Source organism: Miltoncostaea marina, from assembly GCF_018141525.1.
In the GTDB taxonomy this organism is placed as follows: domain Bacteria; phylum Actinomycetota; class Thermoleophilia; order Miltoncostaeales; family Miltoncostaeaceae; genus Miltoncostaea; species Miltoncostaea marina.
On sequence record NZ_CP064655.1, the window covers coordinates 2,695,381 to 2,712,838 of the forward strand.

Below are 17,458 nucleotides of genomic sequence, written 5' to 3' on the forward strand. Positions count from 1 at the left end.
TGCCCGTCGCGCCGGGGGCGCTCAACGCCCCCGGCGCGGGGTGGCGCGCGTCAAGCCGTCTGGTAGGCCTGGATCAGGATCTGCGCGACCTCGGGACGGGTGAACTCCACCGGCGGGATCTCGCCGCGGCCGAGCATCTCCCGCACCTTGGTGCCGGAGAGGAAGACCCGCTGCTCGGGCGCCGAGGGCGACGTCTTGGTGGTCGCCATGCCCCCGGTGAGGTTGCACCAGAAGGCGTGCTCGAAGAACTCCGGCTGGATCGCCAGCTCCTCGCGCGTGACGTCGTCGAAGATGCGATGGGCGTCGTACGTGCCGTAGTAGCTGCCCACGCCGGCGTGGTCGCGGCCCACGATGAAGTGGGTGCAGCCGTAGTTCTGCCGCATGATCGCGTGGAGCACGGCCTCGCGCGGGCCGGCGTAGCGCATGGCGGCCGGCAGCACGCCCAGCACGACGCGCTCCTTGGGGTAGTAGTGCTCGATCAGCGCCTCGTAGCAGCGCATGCGCACGTCGGCCGGGATGTCGTCGCTCTTCGTCTCGCCGACCAGCGGGTGCAGGAAGAGGCCGTCCACCGTCTCGAGGGCGACCTTGGTGATGTACTCGTGCGCGCGGTGGATCGGGTTGCGGGTCTGGAAGCCGACGACGGTCGACCACCCGAGCCCGTCGAAGGCCGCGCGCGACTCGCGCGGGTCGAGCAGGTACGGCGCCGCGCCGGGGTCGAGCGGCATGCGGGCGGCGACCCGCACCGGGCCGGCCAGGCAGGTGGTGCCGTGCGCGTAGAGCGAAGCGACGCCCGGGTGGGCGTCCTCCTCCGTGCCGTACACCAGCCTCGCCTCGCGGCGCTGGTCGGTCTCGAAGCGGTCGGTGACCTCCATAACGCCGAGGAAGCGGCCGGAGGCGTCGACCAGCTCCACCTCGGAGGCGGAGCCGACCTGCTCGAGCTCGGCTGGCTGCACGGCGAGCGTGACCGGCACGGACCAGGCGAGCCCGGAGGGCAGGCGCATGTCGGTGAGCACCGACTCGTAGGCCGCGCGGTCCATGAAGCCCTCGAGCGGCGACATCGCGCCGACGGCGATCAGGTCGAGGTCGGCCTGCTGGCGCGGCGAGAGGGTGACGCGCGGGCGGCCGCCTCCCTCGTCGAGGTCCGGGTCGAGGCGGTCGACGAGCGTCCCGCCGTGGGGGGCGATGGGTCCGGGTGCGGCGCTCAAATGCCCGCTCCGTCCATGTTGCCCACGGCGGTGGGGTCGAGCAGTGTGTCGGCGCGCAGGCCGAGCCGTAGCGTCTCCAGCGGTATCACCTCGTCCGGTGGGATGTTCCCCAGGTTGACGTTGGGGCCGAATTTGCGGATGAACCAGACCTGCTGCGCCTTCTGGGGCGCCTCGAAGAGCAGCCGGTTGGGGTCGATGGCGTGCACGATCTCGTCGATGAGGCCCATGCGGACCTCGCCGTCGCCGCGGAAGATGCCCGCGGTGCCCGTCTCGCGGGCCTCCGTGATCACCTTCCAGGCGCCGGCGCGCAGCTCGGCCTCGATCAGCTCCACCCAGCGATAGGGCGCGATCACGGTGGCGAGGTCCTTCGAGCCCACCTCGCTCAGCACCACGAAGTCGTGCGACAGGCGGCGGATGTGCTCCAGCTTCACGTCGTGCGGCACCGTGATCGTGCCGTCCGAGATCTCGACGTGGCGCAGGCCGAGCTCCGCGACCCAGCGCTTCCAGTCGTCGAGCTTGTTCTGGGCCGCGCAGACCTCCCAGAAGGTGCCGCCGAGCACCACCGGGATGCCGCCCTGCTGGTAGAGCGCGATCTTCTCGCGCAGCTTGCCGGTGACGTACGCGGTGCCCCAGCCGAGCTTGACGATGTCGATGGAGTCACCGCACATCTCGAGCAGCCCCTCGACCTGCGGCAGCGACAGGCCCTTGTCGATGACGTGGGTGATGCCCACCTGGCGCGGCTTCGGCGGCCGGCCCGGCAGCGACAGGAAGTCCGCTCCCGAGGCCGCGACCGCCCCGTCGGCGGGCGCGGACGACGTGGCGCTCACCGTGCCACCGCCGCGGCGCCGCGGCCGGCCCTGCGGCCGTAGACGACGGTGTCGAGCAGGGAGTTGCCCATCAGGCGGTTGGCGCCGTGCACCCCGCCCGCGATCTCGCCGGCGGCGAACACGCCGGGGAGGGTCGTGGCGGCGTCCTCGTCGATCGCGAGACCGCCGTTGCGGTAGTGCAGGACGGGATAGACCAGGACGCGCTCTCGAGTGATGTCGACACCCGCCTTCCGGTAGCGGTTGTGCACGTATGCGAGGCGGTCGGCGGTGAAGCCGTCGCCGTTGAGCCGGTCGATGGCCGGGGTGTCGAGCCACACCCCGGGGGCGCCGTCGGGCGCCGCCGCGCCGCGGCCCGCCGCGACGACGTCGATGATCGCCTGCGCCACCACGTCGCGCGGGGCGAGCTCGTCGACGAAGCGCTCGCCGTCGGCGTCGTGGAGGGTCGCGCCGTAGGCGCGCGTGGTCTCGGGCAGGGCGTAGCCGGCGAGCGCCTCGGGCCACACCGAGCCGGTGGGGTGGCGCTGCCACGAGTCGAGCTCCCGCCCCTGCGCGCCCAGCGCGAGGGCCAGGCGCAGGACCTCGGGCGTCGCGTCCGGGTGGTTGGTGCTGCCCACGCCGAGGGCCTCGGCCTCGCCGCGCAGGCCGCCGCCGGCCGCGAGCACCACGGCGCGCGCGCGCACCGTGCGCCGCGAGCCGTTGCCGCCGGGGGCCACCAGCGCGCGCCACCCGTCGCCCTCGGGCTCGAGGTCGGCCAGCGCCGTCGACTCCCAGACCTCGGCCCCGCTCGCCCGCACGGCGGCGCGCAACGCCTTCACCATCTCGGCGCCGGTGCGCTCGCCGGCCTGCAGCAGCCGCCGGCGGCTGGCGCCGCCGCAGCGCAGCAGGCGCAGGCGCCCCCCGTCGCGGGTGAAGGCGACGCCGAGCGACTCCAGCCAGCGGATCGCCTCGGGGCCCGACTCGGCCAGCCGGCGCACCAGCTCCGGGCGGGCGGCGCGGTGGCCGGCGGCGAAGGTGTCCTCGTAGTGCGACTCGACGGTGTCGTCGTCGCCCACTGCGGCCTGGATGCCGCCCTGCGCGCGGCCGGTGTTGCCGGCGCCGAGGGCGGACTTCGTCACGACCACCACGGAGGCGCCCGCCTCGCGCGCGCTGACGGCCGCGGACATCCCTGCGCCGCCCGACCCGACGACCAGCACGTCGGCGCGCGCATCCGAGAGGCTCGTCACGTCGGGAGGGTACCCGACGGTTCGGGATGCTTCCAATAAGACATTCTTATGGCGACGGCATCGCCGCGGCCATGTCGCCGAGCTCGGCGCGGGCGAAGTCCATGAAGGCCGAGGTGACCCGCTTGGGCGTGCGCCCCGCGTGGCGCACGGCGAAGAAGTGTCGCTCGAGCCCCGGGCCCTCGAGGCGCAGCGCCACCAGGGTGCCTTCGGCCACCTCGCGCTCCACCGCCAGCCGCGAGATCACGGTGATGCCGAAGCCGTCGAGCACCGCCGCCTTCACCGACTGCTGCAGCCCGAGCTCCATCGCCACGTTGAGGTCGCGGTCGCGCACGCCGCTGCCGCGCAGCGCCGCCTCGACCACCGACCGCACGCCCGAGCCCTCCTGCTGGATGAGCATCGGCTCGGCCACCAGCTCGTCGAGGCCGACCGACCCCCGGCCGGCCAGCCGGTGCCCCGGCGGCACGATCGCCACGAGCTCGTCGCGCACGAAGGGCTCGAACACCAGCCCGCGCTGGGGCCGGGCGGCGCCCACGACGCCCAGCTCCAGCTCGTCGTCGAGCACCCGCTCGCACACGGTCTGCGTGTCGCTGACCGCGAGGCTCACCCGCACGTCGGGGTGCGCCGCGTGGAAGGCGCCCAGCAGCCGCGGCAGCAGCACCTCCCCCGGGCCGGTCGAGGAGCCGAGCACCAGCCGCCCGGCCACCCTGGTGCCGATCTCCCCCATCTCACGCTCGAGCTCCGCCTCGAGGCCGATCATCCGCTTCGCGTAGCGGTAGACGACCTCGCCGGCCTCCGTCACGGCCACCCTCCGGCCGCTGCGGTCGAGCAGCCGGTGGCCGAGGCGCTCCTCGAGCGAGCGGATCTGGAACGACACCGCGGGCTGGGAGACCTCGAGCTCCTCGGCCGCCTGGGAGAAGGAGCCCTTGTCGACGACGGTCCGGAACGTGAGCAGCTGGCGCAGGTCCACCGCCGGATCCTACTGGGCGCCCGCGTTGCACCCATCGGTTACAAGGGGTAACCTCCCGCAAGGTGGTTACGCGAGGTAACCGTTCCTTCCACAAGGAGACGACAGGTCAATGAACCAGGACGACCGTCCGACCATCACCCTCCCGGTCCTCCCGCTCGACGACGCCGTCGTGCTGCCGGGCACGAGCGTGACCTTCCCGGTGACCTCGCCCGAGCAGGCGGAGGCGCTCGACGGCGCCGTGGACGGGCGCATCCTGCTCGTCCCCCGCATCGACGGACGCTTCGCGGCCCTCGGCGTCGTGGCGGCGGTCGTCGGCGAGGTGACCCTGCCCGGCGGCGCGCGCGGCGTCGCCATCGAGGCGCTGCACCGCGCCGAGCTCGGTCCTGCCCTCGGCGGGACCGCGGGGCTGCGGGTGGCCGCGCGCGAGCGGCCCGACCCGGACGACCCGGGGCCCGAGGCCGCCGCCCTGGCGCGGGAGTACCGCGCCGTCGTGGAGGAGGTCGCCGACCTGCGCGGCGACCGCGCCCGCGTGGCGCACTTCCTGGCCGGCATCGGCCACCCCGGGCGGCTCGCCGACACGGCGGGCTACGCCCCCGAGATCCCCGTCGAGCGCAAGCTCGCCCTGCTCGAGGCCGTCGAGGTCGTCGCGCGCCTGCGGCTGGCCATCGACGCCCAGCGCGAGCGGCTGGCCGACGCGAGCCTGCGGCGGCGCATCCGCGAGGACGTCACCGAGAACCTCGACCGCACCCAGCGCGAGATGCTGCTGCGCCGCCAGCTCGAGGCGATCCGCCGCGAGCTCGGCGAGGAGGCCGACGGCGGGGACGACTGGGCCGCGCGCATCGCCGCCTCCGGCATGCCCGCGGCCGCGCGAGCCGAGGCCGAGCGCGAGCTCGGGCGCCTGGAGCGCCAGCCCGAGGGCGCCGAGGCCGGGATGATCCGCACCTACCTCGAGTGGATGGTCTCGCTGCCCTGGGACGCCCGCTCGGAGGAGCACCTCGACGTGGCGGCCGCCCGCGAGGTGCTCGACGCCGACCACGCGGGCCTCGAGGAGGTCAAGGAGCGCATCCTCGAGTACCTCGCCGTGCGCCGGCTGCGCCGCGAGCGGGGCATGGACGAGGGCCGCGGCGGCGTGATCCTGACGCTCGCCGGCCCGCCCGGGACCGGCAAGACGTCGCTCGGCCAGTCGGTGGCCCGGGCGCTCGGGCGCGAGTTCGCGCGCATCAGCCTCGGCGGCATCCGCGACGAGGCCGAGATCCGGGGCCACCGGCGCACCTACGTCGGCGCGCTGCCCGGGCGGCTGGTGCGCGCGCTGCGTGAGGCCGGCACCCGCAACCCGGTGATCATGCTCGACGAGGTCGACAAGGTCGGCGCCGACTGGCGCGGCGACCCGTCGTCGGCGCTGCTCGAGGTGCTCGACCCGGCGCAGAACCACTCCTTCCGCGACCACTACCTCGACGTGGAGCTCGACCTGTCCGAGGTGCTCTTCATCGCCACCGCGAACGTGGTCGACACGATCCCGGCGCCGCTGCTCGACCGCATGGAGGTCATCGCGCTCGACGGCTACACCGAGGACGAGAAGCTGGCGATCGCCCGGGGCTACCTGCTGCCCCGCCAGATCGAGCGCAACGGCCTGCGCCCGGACGAGGTCGAGATGGACGACGACGCCGTCCGCGCCGTGATCGGCGACTACACCCGCGAGGCCGGCGTGCGGAACCTCGAGCGCGAGCTCGGCAAGGTGCTGCGCAAGGTGGCGCGCCGGGTGGCCGAGGGCCAGGAGGGCCGCGTGCGCATCGGCACGGCGGAGATCGAGGACGCCCTGGGGCGGCCCCGCTTCCACCACGAGGCGGCCGAGCGCACGGCCACGCCGGGCGTGGCCACCGGCCTGGCCGTGACGGGCACGGGCGGCGACGTCCTGTTCGTCGAGGCGAGCGCGATGCCCGCCGACGGCCCCGGCGAGCGGCTGGTGATCACCGGCCAGCTCGGCGACGTCATGCGCGAGTCGGCGCGCATCGCCCTCTCGTGGACCCGGTCCCACGCAGCCGAGATCGGCGTCGACCCCGACGCGCTCGCCGGCAGGGAGGTGCACCTGCACGTGCCCGCCGGCGCGGTGCCGAAGGACGGCCCCTCGGCCGGCGTCACGATGGTCACGGCGCTCGCGTCGCTGGCCTCGGGGCGCGCGGTGCGCCCGACGGTCGGGATGACCGGCGAGGTGACGCTCCAGGGCCGGGTGCTGCCGATCGGTGGCCTCAAGCAGAAGGTGCTGGCCGCCCACCGGGCCGGGCTCACGGACGTCGTGATCCCGGAGCGCAACCGGCGCGACCTGGACGACGTGCCGGCGGCGGTGCTCGAGCAGGTGCGCATCCACCCCGTGCTCACCGTGCGGGAGGTGCTCGACGTCGCCCTCGAGCCCGCCTGCGACCGCGGCGAGGCGCTCGCGGCGTAGCGCCGGACAGGGCAGGATCACGGCGATGGACCGCTGTCGCTCACGCCCGCAGGTGTGCCACCGCTACCAGCGCGCGGCCGAGCTCCTCGGCCGCCGCTGGAGCGCGGCGGTGATCCGGGCGGCCATGGAGGGCCCCGCCCGGTTCACCGAGATCCGCTCCTCCGTGGAGGGGCTGTCGGCGCGCCTGCTCGCGGAACGGCTGCGCGAGCTGGAGGCCGCGGGGCTGATGGAGCGGCGCGAGCTGGGAGGCGGCGCGGTGGAGTACCGCCTCACCGAGAAGGGCCGGGCCCTGTCGCGCGTCGTGCGGGAGATCGAGGCCTGGGTGGCGGACTGGGAGCCCGAGGGCGCGCCCGCCCGCGACCCCTCCCGCGGCGGGACGCGATGAGCCGCATCCCCGCGCCGGTCCGGGCGCTGCCGGCGGCGCCGAACCCCGCGCACCTCGCCACGGTCCTCCCGGACGGCGCGCCGCACTCCTCGCGCGACGACCCTACGAACAGTGCGACGTCCGCTGGCACGTCGTGGAGCGACTGAGGGGCGACGCCGCCCTCGGGGTGGCCGACCGGCTGGGCGTGAAGTACACCGGCCGCCCCTCTCCGGTCCGATCGCCCGCTTCGCCGGCCTACGTGGTGGAGGGCGCGCAGGCGCACCACCTGGAGCCGCCCGTCACGCCCGACCGACGGGCGGGCGGGCCCACGGGGCGGGCGCTAGCGGGTGCTGAAGTGGTGCTCCTCGCGGTCGCACCAGAAGACGAGGCCGGTGTCCTCGTGGCGGGCCACGCAGGCGCACTCGCCGCCGTGGTCCGGGCAGGGGCGCCGCACGCGGGAGAGCAGGCCCCAGGGGGCGACCGGATCGGCCCCCGACGGGAGGTGTTCGACGGCGGTGCGTTCGACGACGGTCATGCTCGCTCTCCGGGGGTGATGGAGGGTGGTGTCACCGGGTCTTCGCCACGGCGCTGGGGGACCCTGCCGCCGCGAAGGGCGATCCAGAGGGCCTCTGCGACCGGCTCGGGCCGGCCGTCTGCGGCGCGCGCGGCGAGCTCCTCGAGCCCGGCGCGCAGGACGTCGGGGTCGATGGCCGGCCGCGTGGCCCGCATGATCTTGCCATACCTGGTCGGCGTGACCTCCTCGTCCACGTTGAAGAGCTCCTCGTGGAGCTTCTCCCCCGGGCGGATGCCGACCACCTCGATGGCGATGTCGCGGCCGGGCTCGTGGCCCGACAGCTCGATCATCCGGCGGGCGAGGTCCATGATCCGGACCGGCTCGCCCATGTCGAGCACGAAGACGTCGCCGCCCTCGGCGATGCCGGTCGCCTCGATCACGAGCTGCACCGCCTCCGGGATCGTCATGAAGAAACGGGTCATCTCGGCGTGCGTCACCGTGACCGGGCCGCCCTGCTCGATCTGCCGCTGGAAGATCGGCAGCACCGATCCCGAGCTGCCGAGCACGTTGCCGAACCGCACGGCCGCGAAGCGGGTTGACGAGGTGGCCCCCGCCGCCTCGATGACCCGCTCGGCCAGCGCCTTCGAGGCGCCCATCACCGTCTCCGGCTCGACGGCCTTGTCGGTCGAGATCAGGCAGAAGCGCTCGACGCCGTAGCGGTCGGAGAGGTCGGTCAGCACGGCGGTGCCGAGCACGTTGTTGGCCACGGCCTGGAGCGGGTTGAGCTCCATCATGGGCACGTGCTTGTAGGCCGCCGCGTGGAAGACGATCTCGGGCCGCTCGCCGTCGAAGACGCGCTCCATGGAGCGCGGGTCGCGGCAGTCGGCGATGACCGGCACGAGCATCCCGGCGTGCCCGCGCTCGCGCAGCTCGAGGTCGATCTCGAACAGGTTGTTCTCGCCGTGGTCGACCATCACGAGCCGGCGCGCGCCGATGGCGGCCACCTGGCGGCACAGCTCGCTGCCGATCGAGCCGCCGGCGCCGGTGACCAGCACGGAGCGCCCGTTGAGGTAGCGGGCCACGCGGGCGAAGTCGATCTCGACCGGCGCGCGGCCCAGCACGTCCTCCACCCGCACCTCGCGCAGCTGGCTGACCGTCACCTCGCCGGTGATCAGCTCCGGCAGGCCCGGCAGGGTGGTGCACGGCACGCCGGCGCGCCGGCAGGTCTCGACGATCTCCTGGCGCACCCGGCCGGGGGCCGAGGGCATGGCGATGATCACCTCGTCCACCTGCACCTCGCGCAGCACGCGCGCCAGGTCGGCCCGGGTGCCGCGCACGCGCGTGCCGTGCACCCGCAGGCGGCGCTTGCGCGGGTCGTCGTCGATCAGGCCCACCGGCTGGTAGCCAAGCGAGCGGTTGCGCTTCATCTCCCGCAGCAGCGTGATGCCGGCGTCGCCTGCGCCGCAGATCAGCACGTCGCGGCCGGTGGCCACCAGCTCGGAGCGCGGCGGCCGCTCGATGACGCTGCGCACGGCGAAGCGCGCCCCGCCCACCAGCACGAGGGTCAGCACCAGGTCGAAGACCAGCACGCCGCGGGGGATCGGCACGACGTCGCCGGGGCGCCACTGGGAGAGGAGCGCCGTGAGGATGAGGCTCGACGCCGCGACCGCCAGGACGATCGCCTGCAGGTCGCGCACGCTCGTGAAGCGCCACCACTTGGTGTAGAAGCGCATCGCCGCGAACGTGACCATCTTCACCGCGACCACGATGCCGACGGTGGCCGCGAACAGCTTCTCGTAGCGCCCGGGCGGGTCGCCGTCGAAGCGGAAGTAGAAGGCCAGCCAGTAGGCGGCCGCCACGAGGCCGGCGTCGACCGCGACCTGGCCGGCGCGGTGGGCGAAGGCGCGGGGGCTCCAGTTGAGCGGAGCGCGGCTCACGAGAGGGGCAGTGTAGCCGGGGTCGCCCCCAGAATCAGGTCGATCAGCACCTCGGGGTCGCGCAGGGGCGGCGCGGCCGCTCGCGGCCGGCGCTCCAGGACGACGTCCCCGGCGTGCTCCAGCCGGCGCAGGCGCCCCTCCTCGATGAGCCGCCGGTCGACGGCGCCGAGGCGGGCGGCGAACGGCGTGTAGGCGGGCACGCCGAGCGCCGCCGCCTCGCGGTTCATCGTGCCGCCGGCGCTCACCACGAGGTCGGCGGCCGCCACGAGGCTCGGCCCGTCGACCGGGCGGACGGGGACGATCGCCGCGCCGCCGGCGAGCGCCGCGCGTTGCTCGGCGGTGCGGGGCAGCACGACGACCTGGACGCCGGGCTCGGCCAGCAGGCGCTCGAGCGTGCGGCCGAACAGGTCGGTGGAGGCGCCGCGGTGGTAGAGGGTCACCTCCGGCGGCGGGCGCAGCACCGCCACGAGGCGGTCCGGGTCGAGCCCCAGCTCGGCCAGCACGCCGTCGTCCATCGCGTGGTCGGCGAGGTAGTACTCCTCCTTCAGCCCCGGGTAGCGCACCAGCTTCGGCGGCCGGATGCCGTAGGGCGCGAGCGCCGCCTCGGAGATCGCCGACGGCACCAGCACCCGGGTGGCGAGCCGCCCGTTCCAATGGTGCATGGCGGCGGCGAACTCGTAGTCGAACATCGTCACCTGCGGCGTGCCGGCCAGGCGCGCCGCGAGCGGCTGGTCGGTGGAGCCGTGGGCCACGGCCAGGTCGAAGCGCTCGCGACGCGCGAACCGGGCGAGCGCGGCCGAGCGGCCGGCCATCGCCCGCGCCTTGCCGCGGCGCGATCCGCCGCCGTGGGCGCCCACGGACACGTGCTCGATGCCGAAGCGCTCCAGCAGCCCGATCGTCTGCGCGAACTCGCGGGCGGTGACGACCACCTCGCAGCCGCGGGCCCGCAGGCGCTCGATCAGCGGCCGGAAGATGACGACGTGCGGGGAGTTCGTGATGTCGACCCAGACCCTCAGGCCGTCGCCTCCCGCCCCGTGTGCCGTGCGACCGCCCGTCAGCCCGCGCGCGCGACCGCGGCGACCACCTCGGCCACCTGCTCGCGCGTCAGGTTCGGGTGCATGGGCAGGGCGAGCGCGGTGCGCGCGCACTCCTCGGCCACGGGGAGGTCGCCCGCCGAGTACCCCAGCCGCGCGAAGACCGGCTGCAGGTGCATCGGGATGCCGTAGTAGACGGCGCTCGCCACGCCGGCCTCGGCCAGCGCCGCCCGCACGTCGTCGCGGCGCGGGTGGCGGGCCATGTAGAGGTGGAAGATGTGCCGCGCCCCCTCGGCGACCGCCGGCAGGGCCATGTGCTCGCCGAGCCCCTCCTCGGCGTACCAGGCCGCGGCCTGGGCGCGGCGGGCGTTCCAGTCGTCGAGGTGCGGGTAGAAGACCCGGATGATCGCCGCCTGCAGGTCGTCGAGGCGCGAGTTGTAGCCGACCTCCTCGAAGACGACCTTGTCCTTCGAGCCGTGGAAGCGCAGGCGCCGCACCCGGTCGGCGAGCTCCTCGTCGCGGCACACGACCATGCCGCCGTCGCCCATGCCGGGGAAGTTCTTCGTCGGGAAGAAGCTGATCGTCGCCGCGTCGCCGAAGGTGGCGATCTCGCCGTCGGGGGTGCTCGCGCCGAAGGCCTGCGCCGAGTCCTCCACCACCACCAGCCCGTGCTCGCGAGCGATCGCCATGATCGCGGTCATGTCGGCCGGGTGGCCGAAGATGTGCACCGGCAGGATCGCGCGGGTGCGCGGCCCGATGCGCTCGCGCACGCGCTCGGGGTCGAGGCAGTACGTGCGCGGGTCGATGTCGCAGAACACCGGCGTGGCGCCCACCCGGGCGATGGCCTCGGCCGTCGCGTAGAAGGTGTAGGGCGTCGTGATGACCTCGTCGCCCGGGCCGATGTCCAGCGCGTGCAGCGCGATCACCAGGGCGTCGGTGCCGTTCGCCACCCCGGCGCAGGGGCGCCCGCCGAGCCGCTCCGAGACGGTCGCCTCGAGCGCGCGGCCCTCCGGGCCGAGGATGAACCGCCCGGAGTCGAGCACCCCGGCGACGGCGGCGTCGATCTCGGCGCGCAGGGGCCCGTACTGGGCCTGGATGTCCATGAGGGGGACGGCCACGGCGGCGCGGGACGCTATCACGGGGACGGCGCGGGGTCCGCCGCCGGCACGGTGATCGTGATGGTCGTCCCGAACCCCTCGCGCGAGGTGGCCTCGGCCGCGCCCCCGACCCGCTCGGCGATGTGCTTGACGATCGACAGGCCGAGCCCCGTGCCGCCGAGGCGCTTCGAGCGCGAGGGGTCGGCCCGGTAGAAGCGCTCGAAGATGTGCGGCAGGTGCCGCTCGGGCACGCCGGCGCCGTCGTCGGCCACCCGCAGCACGACCGACCCGCCGTCGCGGCGCACGGTCACCGTCGCCGTGGCGCCGGGGCCCGCGTACTTGATGGCGTTCGTGACGAGGTTGCGCACGACCGTGTCGGCCATGCGGTCGGTGAGGGGCGTCCACGCCTCGTCGTCGCCCTCCACCCGCAGGGTCACGTTCTGGTCGGCGGCCAGCCAGGTGAGCTCCTGCACCGTGACCGCGGCCGTCCGCGCCAGGTCGCTGCGCGCGTCGGAGGGCCGGCCCTGGGTGGCCTCCAGCTCGGACAGGAACAGCACGTCGCCGATCAGCGCCTCCAGGCGACGGGTCTCGCCGATCGCCCGCGCGAGGAAGTCCTGGCGCATCACGTCGTCCATTCCCGGGTCCTCGAGCGCCTCCAGCAGCCCGCCGAGGCCGGTGAGCGGCGTGCGCAGCTCGTGCGAGACGTTGGCGACGAACTGCGAGCGCAGCTCCTGGTAGTCGACGGCCTCGCTGAGGTCCGACATCAGCACGAGCGCCTCGCGGGCGCCGCCCAGCTCGTACGGCTCCACGGCCACCCGGTAGGTGCGCCGGCCGTCGGCGAACAGGCGCACCTCGAACGCCTGGCGCTCCAGCCGCTCCAGCGACGTGCGCACGCGGCGCGCCAGGCGGTGCTCGCTGAAGGCTTCGAGGATCCCCATGCCGGGCTCGAGGAAGGGGAAGCGCTCGCGGGCGGCCGGGTTGGCCTCGGCCAGCCGGGCGTCGCCGTCGAGCCGCATGACGGCCACCGAGAGGCCGCGCATGACCTCGGCCCGGCGGCGCTCGGCCGCCGCGGCGTCGGCGCGGGCGGCGGTCGCCTCGGCGCCCGCGGCGGCGGCCGAGGAACGGGCGCGGCGCAGCGCCAGGAGGAGCGCCCCGGCAACGACGAGGCCGGCCAGCGCGACGGCCAGAAGGGCGACGGCCACGGCCGCAGTCTGGCAGACGGGCGCACCGGCGCCGCTTGGGAGGTCGCCGCGAGGCATGCTTCAGTTCCCGGCCATGGCACCACCCGCACGCACCCGCCCGGCCCTCGCCGCCCTCGCGCTCGCCCTCGCCGCGCCCGGCGCCGCCGTGGCGGGCCCGGTCGAGGCCCTGCCGCCGCCCAACCCCCGCGGCGTGACCGAGGTCGCCCCGGGCATCGGCTACCAGCGCCTCGAGCGCGACGGCGGGCAGGTGGTGCACGTGCTGCGCGCAGCGCCCTCGCCCCGGGTCACGCTGGCGCCCGCGCTCGCCGGCGACTCGCCGATCCGCCGCGGCGCGCTCACCCGGGCGATCGGCGCGCGCATGAACGCCGGCGCCGTGGCCGGCGTCAACGGCGACTTCTTCTCGTACGCGACCAGCAGCCCGAGCGGCGTGTTCATGCAGGCCGGCGAGCTCGTGCGCGAGCCGGAGGCGAGCCGCTCCGCCCTGGTGCTGCTGGGCGACGGCAACATCGAGGCGGTCGCCCTCGCGCTGCAGGGCCGCTACCAGCCCCTCGACCCCGCCACCGGCGCGGCCGCGGCCCCGCCGCGCGCCTTCACGGGCGTCAACCGGGCGCCGGCCCGCAACGGCGAGACCACCCTCTTCACCTCGGCGTACGGCGCGGTGGCCACGCCGAAGGCGGCCTCCCGCTACGAGGTGCGCGTCCGCCTCGACGCCGACGTGCCGCTGCGCGTGGGCCAGCCGGTCGGCGGCACCGTCATCGCGTCCGGCTCGGGCGGCGGCACGACGATCGGGGCCGGCCACATGGTGCTCTCGGCGGCCGGCAGCGCCGGCCCGGGCCTCGTACGGGAGCTGCCGACCGGTCGGCGGGTCGCCGTCGCCCCCGGCCTGCTCTCCCTGCCCCCCGGCGCGCTGCACGCGGTCGGCGGCGGCCCGGCGCTGGTGCGGAACGGCATCCCGATCGTCGACGCCGGGGAGGGGTTCAGCTCGGCCCAGACCGGCGGGCGCACCTCGCGATCGGCCGTCGCCCAGCACTCCGACGGCACGCGCATGTTCGTGACCGCCGAGGGCCCGGTGCAGGGCAGCCCGGGCCTGACCGTCGCCGAGCAGGCCCAGCTCATGCGCTCGCTGGGCGCGCGGACCGCCATCGCGATGGACGGCGGCGGCAGCGCCCAGCTGGCGCTGTGGGACGACCTGGTCATCCCCTGGTCCGGCCCCCGCAGCATCGCCAGCGCCGTGCTCATGAACTACGACGGCGTCACCGTCCGCCCCCTGCCGTTCCGGCTCTCGGCGAACAACGACCACGTCGACGACCGGGCCACGATGATCGTGCGCGCCACGCGGCCCGGCGTGACCCGCGTGACCGTCGCCCGCAAGTCGGGGCGGCCCACGCGCCGCATCTGGGAGGGGCGGATGGGCCCCGGCGCCGTCGCCCTGCGCCTCGACCCGCGGCGCCTGCGGCTGGGCGACGGCGTCTACGTGGTGGTGGCGCGCCACGAGGCCGACGACGGCAGCGGCGTCACCGAGCAGCGGCGCAGGGTGATCTTCGACCGCACCCTCTCCTCGCTCACCGCGCGGCCCTCCCAGGCCCGCCGGGGCCGGGTCGTGCGCCAGCGGCTGCGGATGGGCTTCCGCCTGCAGCGCGCCGCGCGGGTCACCGTGCGGGTGCGCTCGACCTCCGGCCGGCGCATCACGACGCTCGTGAGCGGCCGCCTCATGCGGCCCGGCGCGCGGGTGGTGGACTGGGACCGCAGGGTGCGCAACCGCCCGGTCACCGGGCGCGTCGAGGTGACGGTCGAGGCGCGCACCCGCTTCGGCACGAGCGGGCTGGTGCGGGCCGTGACGCTGACGGCGCCCCCCGGCGACCCTAGGGCCGCCGCGGGGGCGCCGGGCGCCTAGGCCTCCTGGTCGAGCGCGTCGATCTCGGCGCGGACGGCCCGGATCTCCGACACCAGGCGGTCCACCTCCGCGTCGAGGCCCGTCTCGCCGTCGCGCTGGCGCACGACCACGTGCCCGAGGTCGGCGGCCAGCGCGTTCATGCGCCGCCTGAGGCTCATCTCCTGCGCCTTCTCACGCGCCTCGGTGGCGCCCTTCTGCGCCGCGTCGCCCGCGCGCCGGGCGGCCTCCTTGGCCTTGTCGACGAGTCCCATGCTCACCCCTTCGCCGTCGCGGAAGTGACCTGCGGCAGTCTACTTCGGCTCGCGCTGCCAGTGCATCACGGCCAGCGCGACGGCCGCGAGCGAGAAGAGCAGCGCGAGGAAGAGGCCGAACTTGCGCCCGATGTCGAGCACCGGGTCGAGGAAGGTCATCAGCGTCACGATGAAGACGATGCTCGTGAGGTAGGCGGGCCAGGTCGCCGGGTTGATCACGGCGGGCAGCTCGAAGTTGAGGGCGTCCGCGGCGAGGATCGCCGCCGCCGCCGCGGCGAAGAGCAGCAGCAGCCACCACGAGGGCACGACCTCGTCGCCCGAGGCGCTGAAGTCGCCCTCGCCGAGCCAGGGGAAGAAGAGGCTGATGATGTAGAGCACGCACGCGCCGGCGGCGCCGAGCATGCGGTGCTCACGGGTGAGGCTGTTCACGGATCACCTCGAGGGTCGCGGAGGAGGGCCTGGGATGGTCGCGTGGGCATTCGACGCCCGCGGAGCGGTCCCTTGCTCGTCCGCCCAGTCCGCCCGGCTTCGCAGGGCGGCCTGGGCTGCCTCGAAGCGAGGAACGCCGGCTGGCGCGCCGGCCGAATCGGCTCCGGCCTGGCGGCCGGGGCGCGCCGATTCGGCAATTTGCCCCCCAACCGCGCGGCTCCGTCGGCGCTGACGCGCCGCCGGGGCGCGCCGCGCGGCGAACCGGTCGCGGTGCGGACCCGTCCATGAGCGGGGTGGTCGCACCCCGTCCCGGACGACGTGGTCGAGGGACGAGGTGGTCGTGGACACGACCGCCGAAGGCGGGAGCGGGACAGAACCGGCCACGAGGGCGCGGGGCACACCCCCACGCGCACCACGGACGGATCCGGTAGCGCACGTTCCGGCGCCCGCCCCGCCGAAGGCGGTGCGCCGGTCCGCAAATCGCCCCGGCCAGGGGCGATTTGCCGCGTGGCCGGCCCCGCAAGTGGGCCGGCCCCCGCGCTCGGGGCACGGCGGTCGACAACGTGCCCAGCGCGAGCTGGCCCGAAGGGCCGGGTCCCGCCCGCGCAGAGGATCGACCCCAGCCGACCCCGTCCTCAGCCGACCTCGTCACGGGCAGGGCTGGTCCCGCCCCCGCCATGGATCGGCCCCAGCCGACCCGGTCCGCGGACGACCTCGTCGATGAACGGGCCGGCGCGACAGGGCCGGGTCCCGCCTCAGCCAACGGATCGTCCCCCGCCGCGCCGTCCCCGGACCACCTCCCCGACGACGCGGCCACGCACCCCCGCGCCACCGCGGGGGTGCGTGGCCGCGTCCCTACAGCCGCTGCGGCGGGTTGTGCCCCGGGATCAGGATCGCCGGCCGCTCCGCGCGGATGGCGCGGAACGAGGCGAGGGTCTCCTCCCGACCCGGGAAGCCCTCGGGGAGCTCGCCGCGCGCGAACCAGCCGGGGTCGGGGCCCGGAGTGTCGCCGGCGATCGCCACGACGCCCTCGTCGGCGTCGACCAGGAAGGCCACGTGGCCGTCGGTGTGGCCGGGGGTCAGGATCCAGCGCAGCCCCGGCAAGATCTCGCCCCGCTCGCCGCGCAGCGGGCGCTCGGCGGCGCGGTCGCGGAAGCCGCGGCCGGCGTGAGCGTGCGGGGTGCCGAGCTCGATCTCGTGCACGTGCAGCTCGACCTCCCCGAGCTGGGGCAGCGCCGAGACGTGGTCGGAGTGCAGGTGCGTCGCCAGCGCGGCGTCGACCGCCCCCGGCTCGATGCCGCGCGCCCGCAGCGCGCCCTCGAGCATGTCGCCCTGGGTGGCGTAGCCGGGGTCGACGACGATCGTGCGCGGGCCGGTCAGCAGCACCGTGTTCGGCCAGGCGATCATGCCGTGGACCGCGTCCGGCAGCCCGCGATAGGCACCGAAGGTGCCGTGCGTCGAGGAGGCGCGGAGCTCCACCACCTCGCCGCCGCGCAGCGCGAAGACCATGCGGTGCGTCGGCACCAGCACCTCGGCGCGCCAGGTGGCGGCCGCGGTCATCGGGCCGCCTCCGTGCGCCGCGGGTCGCCGAGCGCCGTGCGCGCGTCGCGCCGGCAGGGCGCGTCGAGGAACGGCGCCACCGGGTCGGCGCCGGCGGCGCGGCCCAGCCGGGTGGCGCGGGCGCGCAGGCCGGCGCCGACCCGCCGCGCGCCCGGCGAGAGCGCCAGCCCCACGAGGCCGCCGGCCACGAGCCAGCGCCCCCTCGCGGCCCGGTCCACTACTTCAGCAGCGCCAGGAACTCCTCGACGGGGATCGCCGTGAGGGTCTGGAAGTGCGCGGTGCCCCGCGCCGCCAGCTCCACCGACACGCGCGCGATCACCTTCTCGTCGGGCGCCTCGACGATGTTGACGAAGTCGTACGGCCCGAGGACGGCCCACTGCTGGACCACCTTCGCGCCCATCTGCTCGACCTCCTCGTTCACCTCGAGCACGCGTCGCGGGTTCGCCTTGACCGTCCCCACGCCGTGCGGGCTGAGGGTGCTGAGGAGGATGTAGGTCGGCATGAGGGCTCC

The 17,458-nt window shown here is 75.4% G+C and carries 17 protein-coding genes; 3 read left to right on the top strand and 14 right to left on the bottom strand.

Annotated elements, in window-relative coordinates:
- Positions 1-50: 50 nt before the first annotated feature.
- The 4 genes from sat to ITJ85_RS13665 are packed head-to-tail and all read right to left on the bottom strand — an operon-like array spanning position 51 to position 4,222.
- The gene (gene sat, locus ITJ85_RS13650; RefSeq protein ID WP_217913657.1) at positions 51-1,205 is read right to left on the bottom strand and encodes a sulfate adenylyltransferase; all 1,155 of its coding nucleotides are present in this window, start codon (positions 1,203-1,205) and stop codon (positions 51-53) included.
- The gene (locus ITJ85_RS13655; protein ID WP_217913658.1) at positions 1,202-2,032 is read right to left on the bottom strand and encodes a phosphosulfolactate synthase; all 831 of its coding nucleotides are present in this window, start codon (positions 2,030-2,032) and stop codon (positions 1,202-1,204) included. The genes sat and ITJ85_RS13655 overlap by 4 nt, the downstream gene beginning before the upstream one ends.
- Positions 2,029-3,255, bottom strand: coding sequence for an FAD-dependent oxidoreductase (locus ITJ85_RS13660; RefSeq protein ID WP_217913659.1), 1,227 nt, complete (start codon positions 3,253-3,255; stop codon positions 2,029-2,031). Before ITJ85_RS13660 ends, ITJ85_RS13655 begins: the two co-directional genes overlap by 4 nt.
- Positions 3,256-3,301: 46 nt before the next feature.
- Positions 3,302-4,222 (bottom strand): selenium metabolism-associated LysR family transcriptional regulator, encoded by a 921-nt coding sequence (locus ITJ85_RS13665; RefSeq protein WP_217913660.1) that lies wholly within the window; start codon positions 4,220-4,222, stop codon positions 3,302-3,304.
- A gap of 109 nt (positions 4,223-4,331) precedes the next feature.
- On the opposite strand from ITJ85_RS13665, the gene lon reads away from it, so the two are divergent.
- Entirely contained in the window at positions 4,332-6,665 is a 2,334-nt protein-coding gene (lon, locus tag ITJ85_RS13670) for an endopeptidase La (protein WP_217913661.1), read from the top strand.
- Positions 6,666-6,690: 25 nt separating this feature from the next.
- A complete protein-coding gene (locus ITJ85_RS13675; protein ID WP_217913662.1) occupies positions 6,691-7,050 on the top strand; it encodes a winged helix-turn-helix transcriptional regulator in 360 nt (119 codons plus the stop codon).
- A gap of 319 nt (positions 7,051-7,369) precedes the next feature.
- Here ITJ85_RS13675 and ITJ85_RS13680 read toward each other — a convergent pair whose 3' ends face one another.
- The 5 genes from ITJ85_RS13680 to ITJ85_RS13700 are packed head-to-tail and all read right to left on the bottom strand — an operon-like array spanning position 7,370 to position 12,813.
- A complete protein-coding gene (locus ITJ85_RS13680; RefSeq protein WP_217913663.1) occupies positions 7,370-7,564 on the bottom strand; it encodes a hypothetical protein in 195 nt (64 codons plus the stop codon).
- The gene (locus ITJ85_RS13685; RefSeq protein WP_217913664.1) at positions 7,561-9,480 is read right to left on the bottom strand and encodes a polysaccharide biosynthesis protein; all 1,920 of its coding nucleotides are present in this window, start codon (positions 9,478-9,480) and stop codon (positions 7,561-7,563) included. Before ITJ85_RS13685 ends, ITJ85_RS13680 begins: the two co-directional genes overlap by 4 nt.
- Entirely contained in the window at positions 9,477-10,538 is a 1,062-nt protein-coding gene (locus ITJ85_RS13690; RefSeq protein ID WP_425517121.1) for a DUF354 domain-containing protein, read from the bottom strand. Before ITJ85_RS13690 ends, ITJ85_RS13685 begins: the two co-directional genes overlap by 4 nt.
- Positions 10,535-11,632 carry a DegT/DnrJ/EryC1/StrS family aminotransferase gene (locus tag ITJ85_RS13695; protein WP_217913666.1) on the bottom strand — a complete coding sequence of 366 codons (1,098 nt, stop codon included), beginning with the start codon at positions 11,630-11,632 and terminating at the stop codon, positions 10,535-10,537. Before ITJ85_RS13695 ends, ITJ85_RS13690 begins: the two co-directional genes overlap by 4 nt.
- Positions 11,633-11,649: 17 nt before the next feature.
- Positions 11,650-12,813 (bottom strand): sensor histidine kinase, encoded by a 1,164-nt coding sequence (locus ITJ85_RS13700; RefSeq protein ID WP_217913667.1) that lies wholly within the window; start codon positions 12,811-12,813, stop codon positions 11,650-11,652.
- 73 nt (positions 12,814-12,886) lie between these two features.
- On the opposite strand from ITJ85_RS13700, the gene ITJ85_RS13705 reads away from it, so the two are divergent.
- A complete protein-coding gene (locus tag ITJ85_RS13705; protein WP_217913668.1) occupies positions 12,887-14,707 on the top strand; it encodes a phosphodiester glycosidase family protein in 1,821 nt (606 codons plus the stop codon).
- On the opposite strand, the gene ITJ85_RS13710 is transcribed toward ITJ85_RS13705, so the two are convergent.
- The 5 genes from ITJ85_RS13710 to ITJ85_RS13730 form a co-directional block, all read right to left on the bottom strand.
- The gene (locus ITJ85_RS13710; protein WP_217913669.1) at positions 14,704-14,958 is read right to left on the bottom strand and encodes a hypothetical protein; all 255 of its coding nucleotides are present in this window, start codon (positions 14,956-14,958) and stop codon (positions 14,704-14,706) included. The two genes, ITJ85_RS13705 and ITJ85_RS13710, sit on opposite strands and share 4 nt — an antisense overlap.
- A gap of 39 nt (positions 14,959-14,997) precedes the next feature.
- Positions 14,998-15,387 (bottom strand): hypothetical protein, encoded by a 390-nt coding sequence (locus ITJ85_RS13715; RefSeq protein ID WP_217913670.1) that lies wholly within the window; start codon positions 15,385-15,387, stop codon positions 14,998-15,000.
- Positions 15,388-16,242: 855 nt separating this feature from the next.
- Entirely contained in the window at positions 16,243-16,947 is a 705-nt protein-coding gene (locus ITJ85_RS13720; protein WP_217913671.1) for an MBL fold metallo-hydrolase, read from the bottom strand.
- Positions 16,944-17,165 carry a hypothetical protein gene (locus tag ITJ85_RS13725; RefSeq protein WP_217913672.1) on the bottom strand — a complete coding sequence of 74 codons (222 nt, stop codon included), beginning with the start codon at positions 17,163-17,165 and terminating at the stop codon, positions 16,944-16,946. The genes ITJ85_RS13720 and ITJ85_RS13725 overlap by 4 nt, the downstream gene beginning before the upstream one ends.
- The gene (locus tag ITJ85_RS13730) at positions 17,165-17,449 is read right to left on the bottom strand and encodes a GYD domain-containing protein (RefSeq protein ID WP_217913673.1); all 285 of its coding nucleotides are present in this window, start codon (positions 17,447-17,449) and stop codon (positions 17,165-17,167) included. The genes ITJ85_RS13725 and ITJ85_RS13730 overlap by 1 nt, the downstream gene beginning before the upstream one ends.
- Positions 17,450-17,458: the final 9 nt, after the last annotated feature.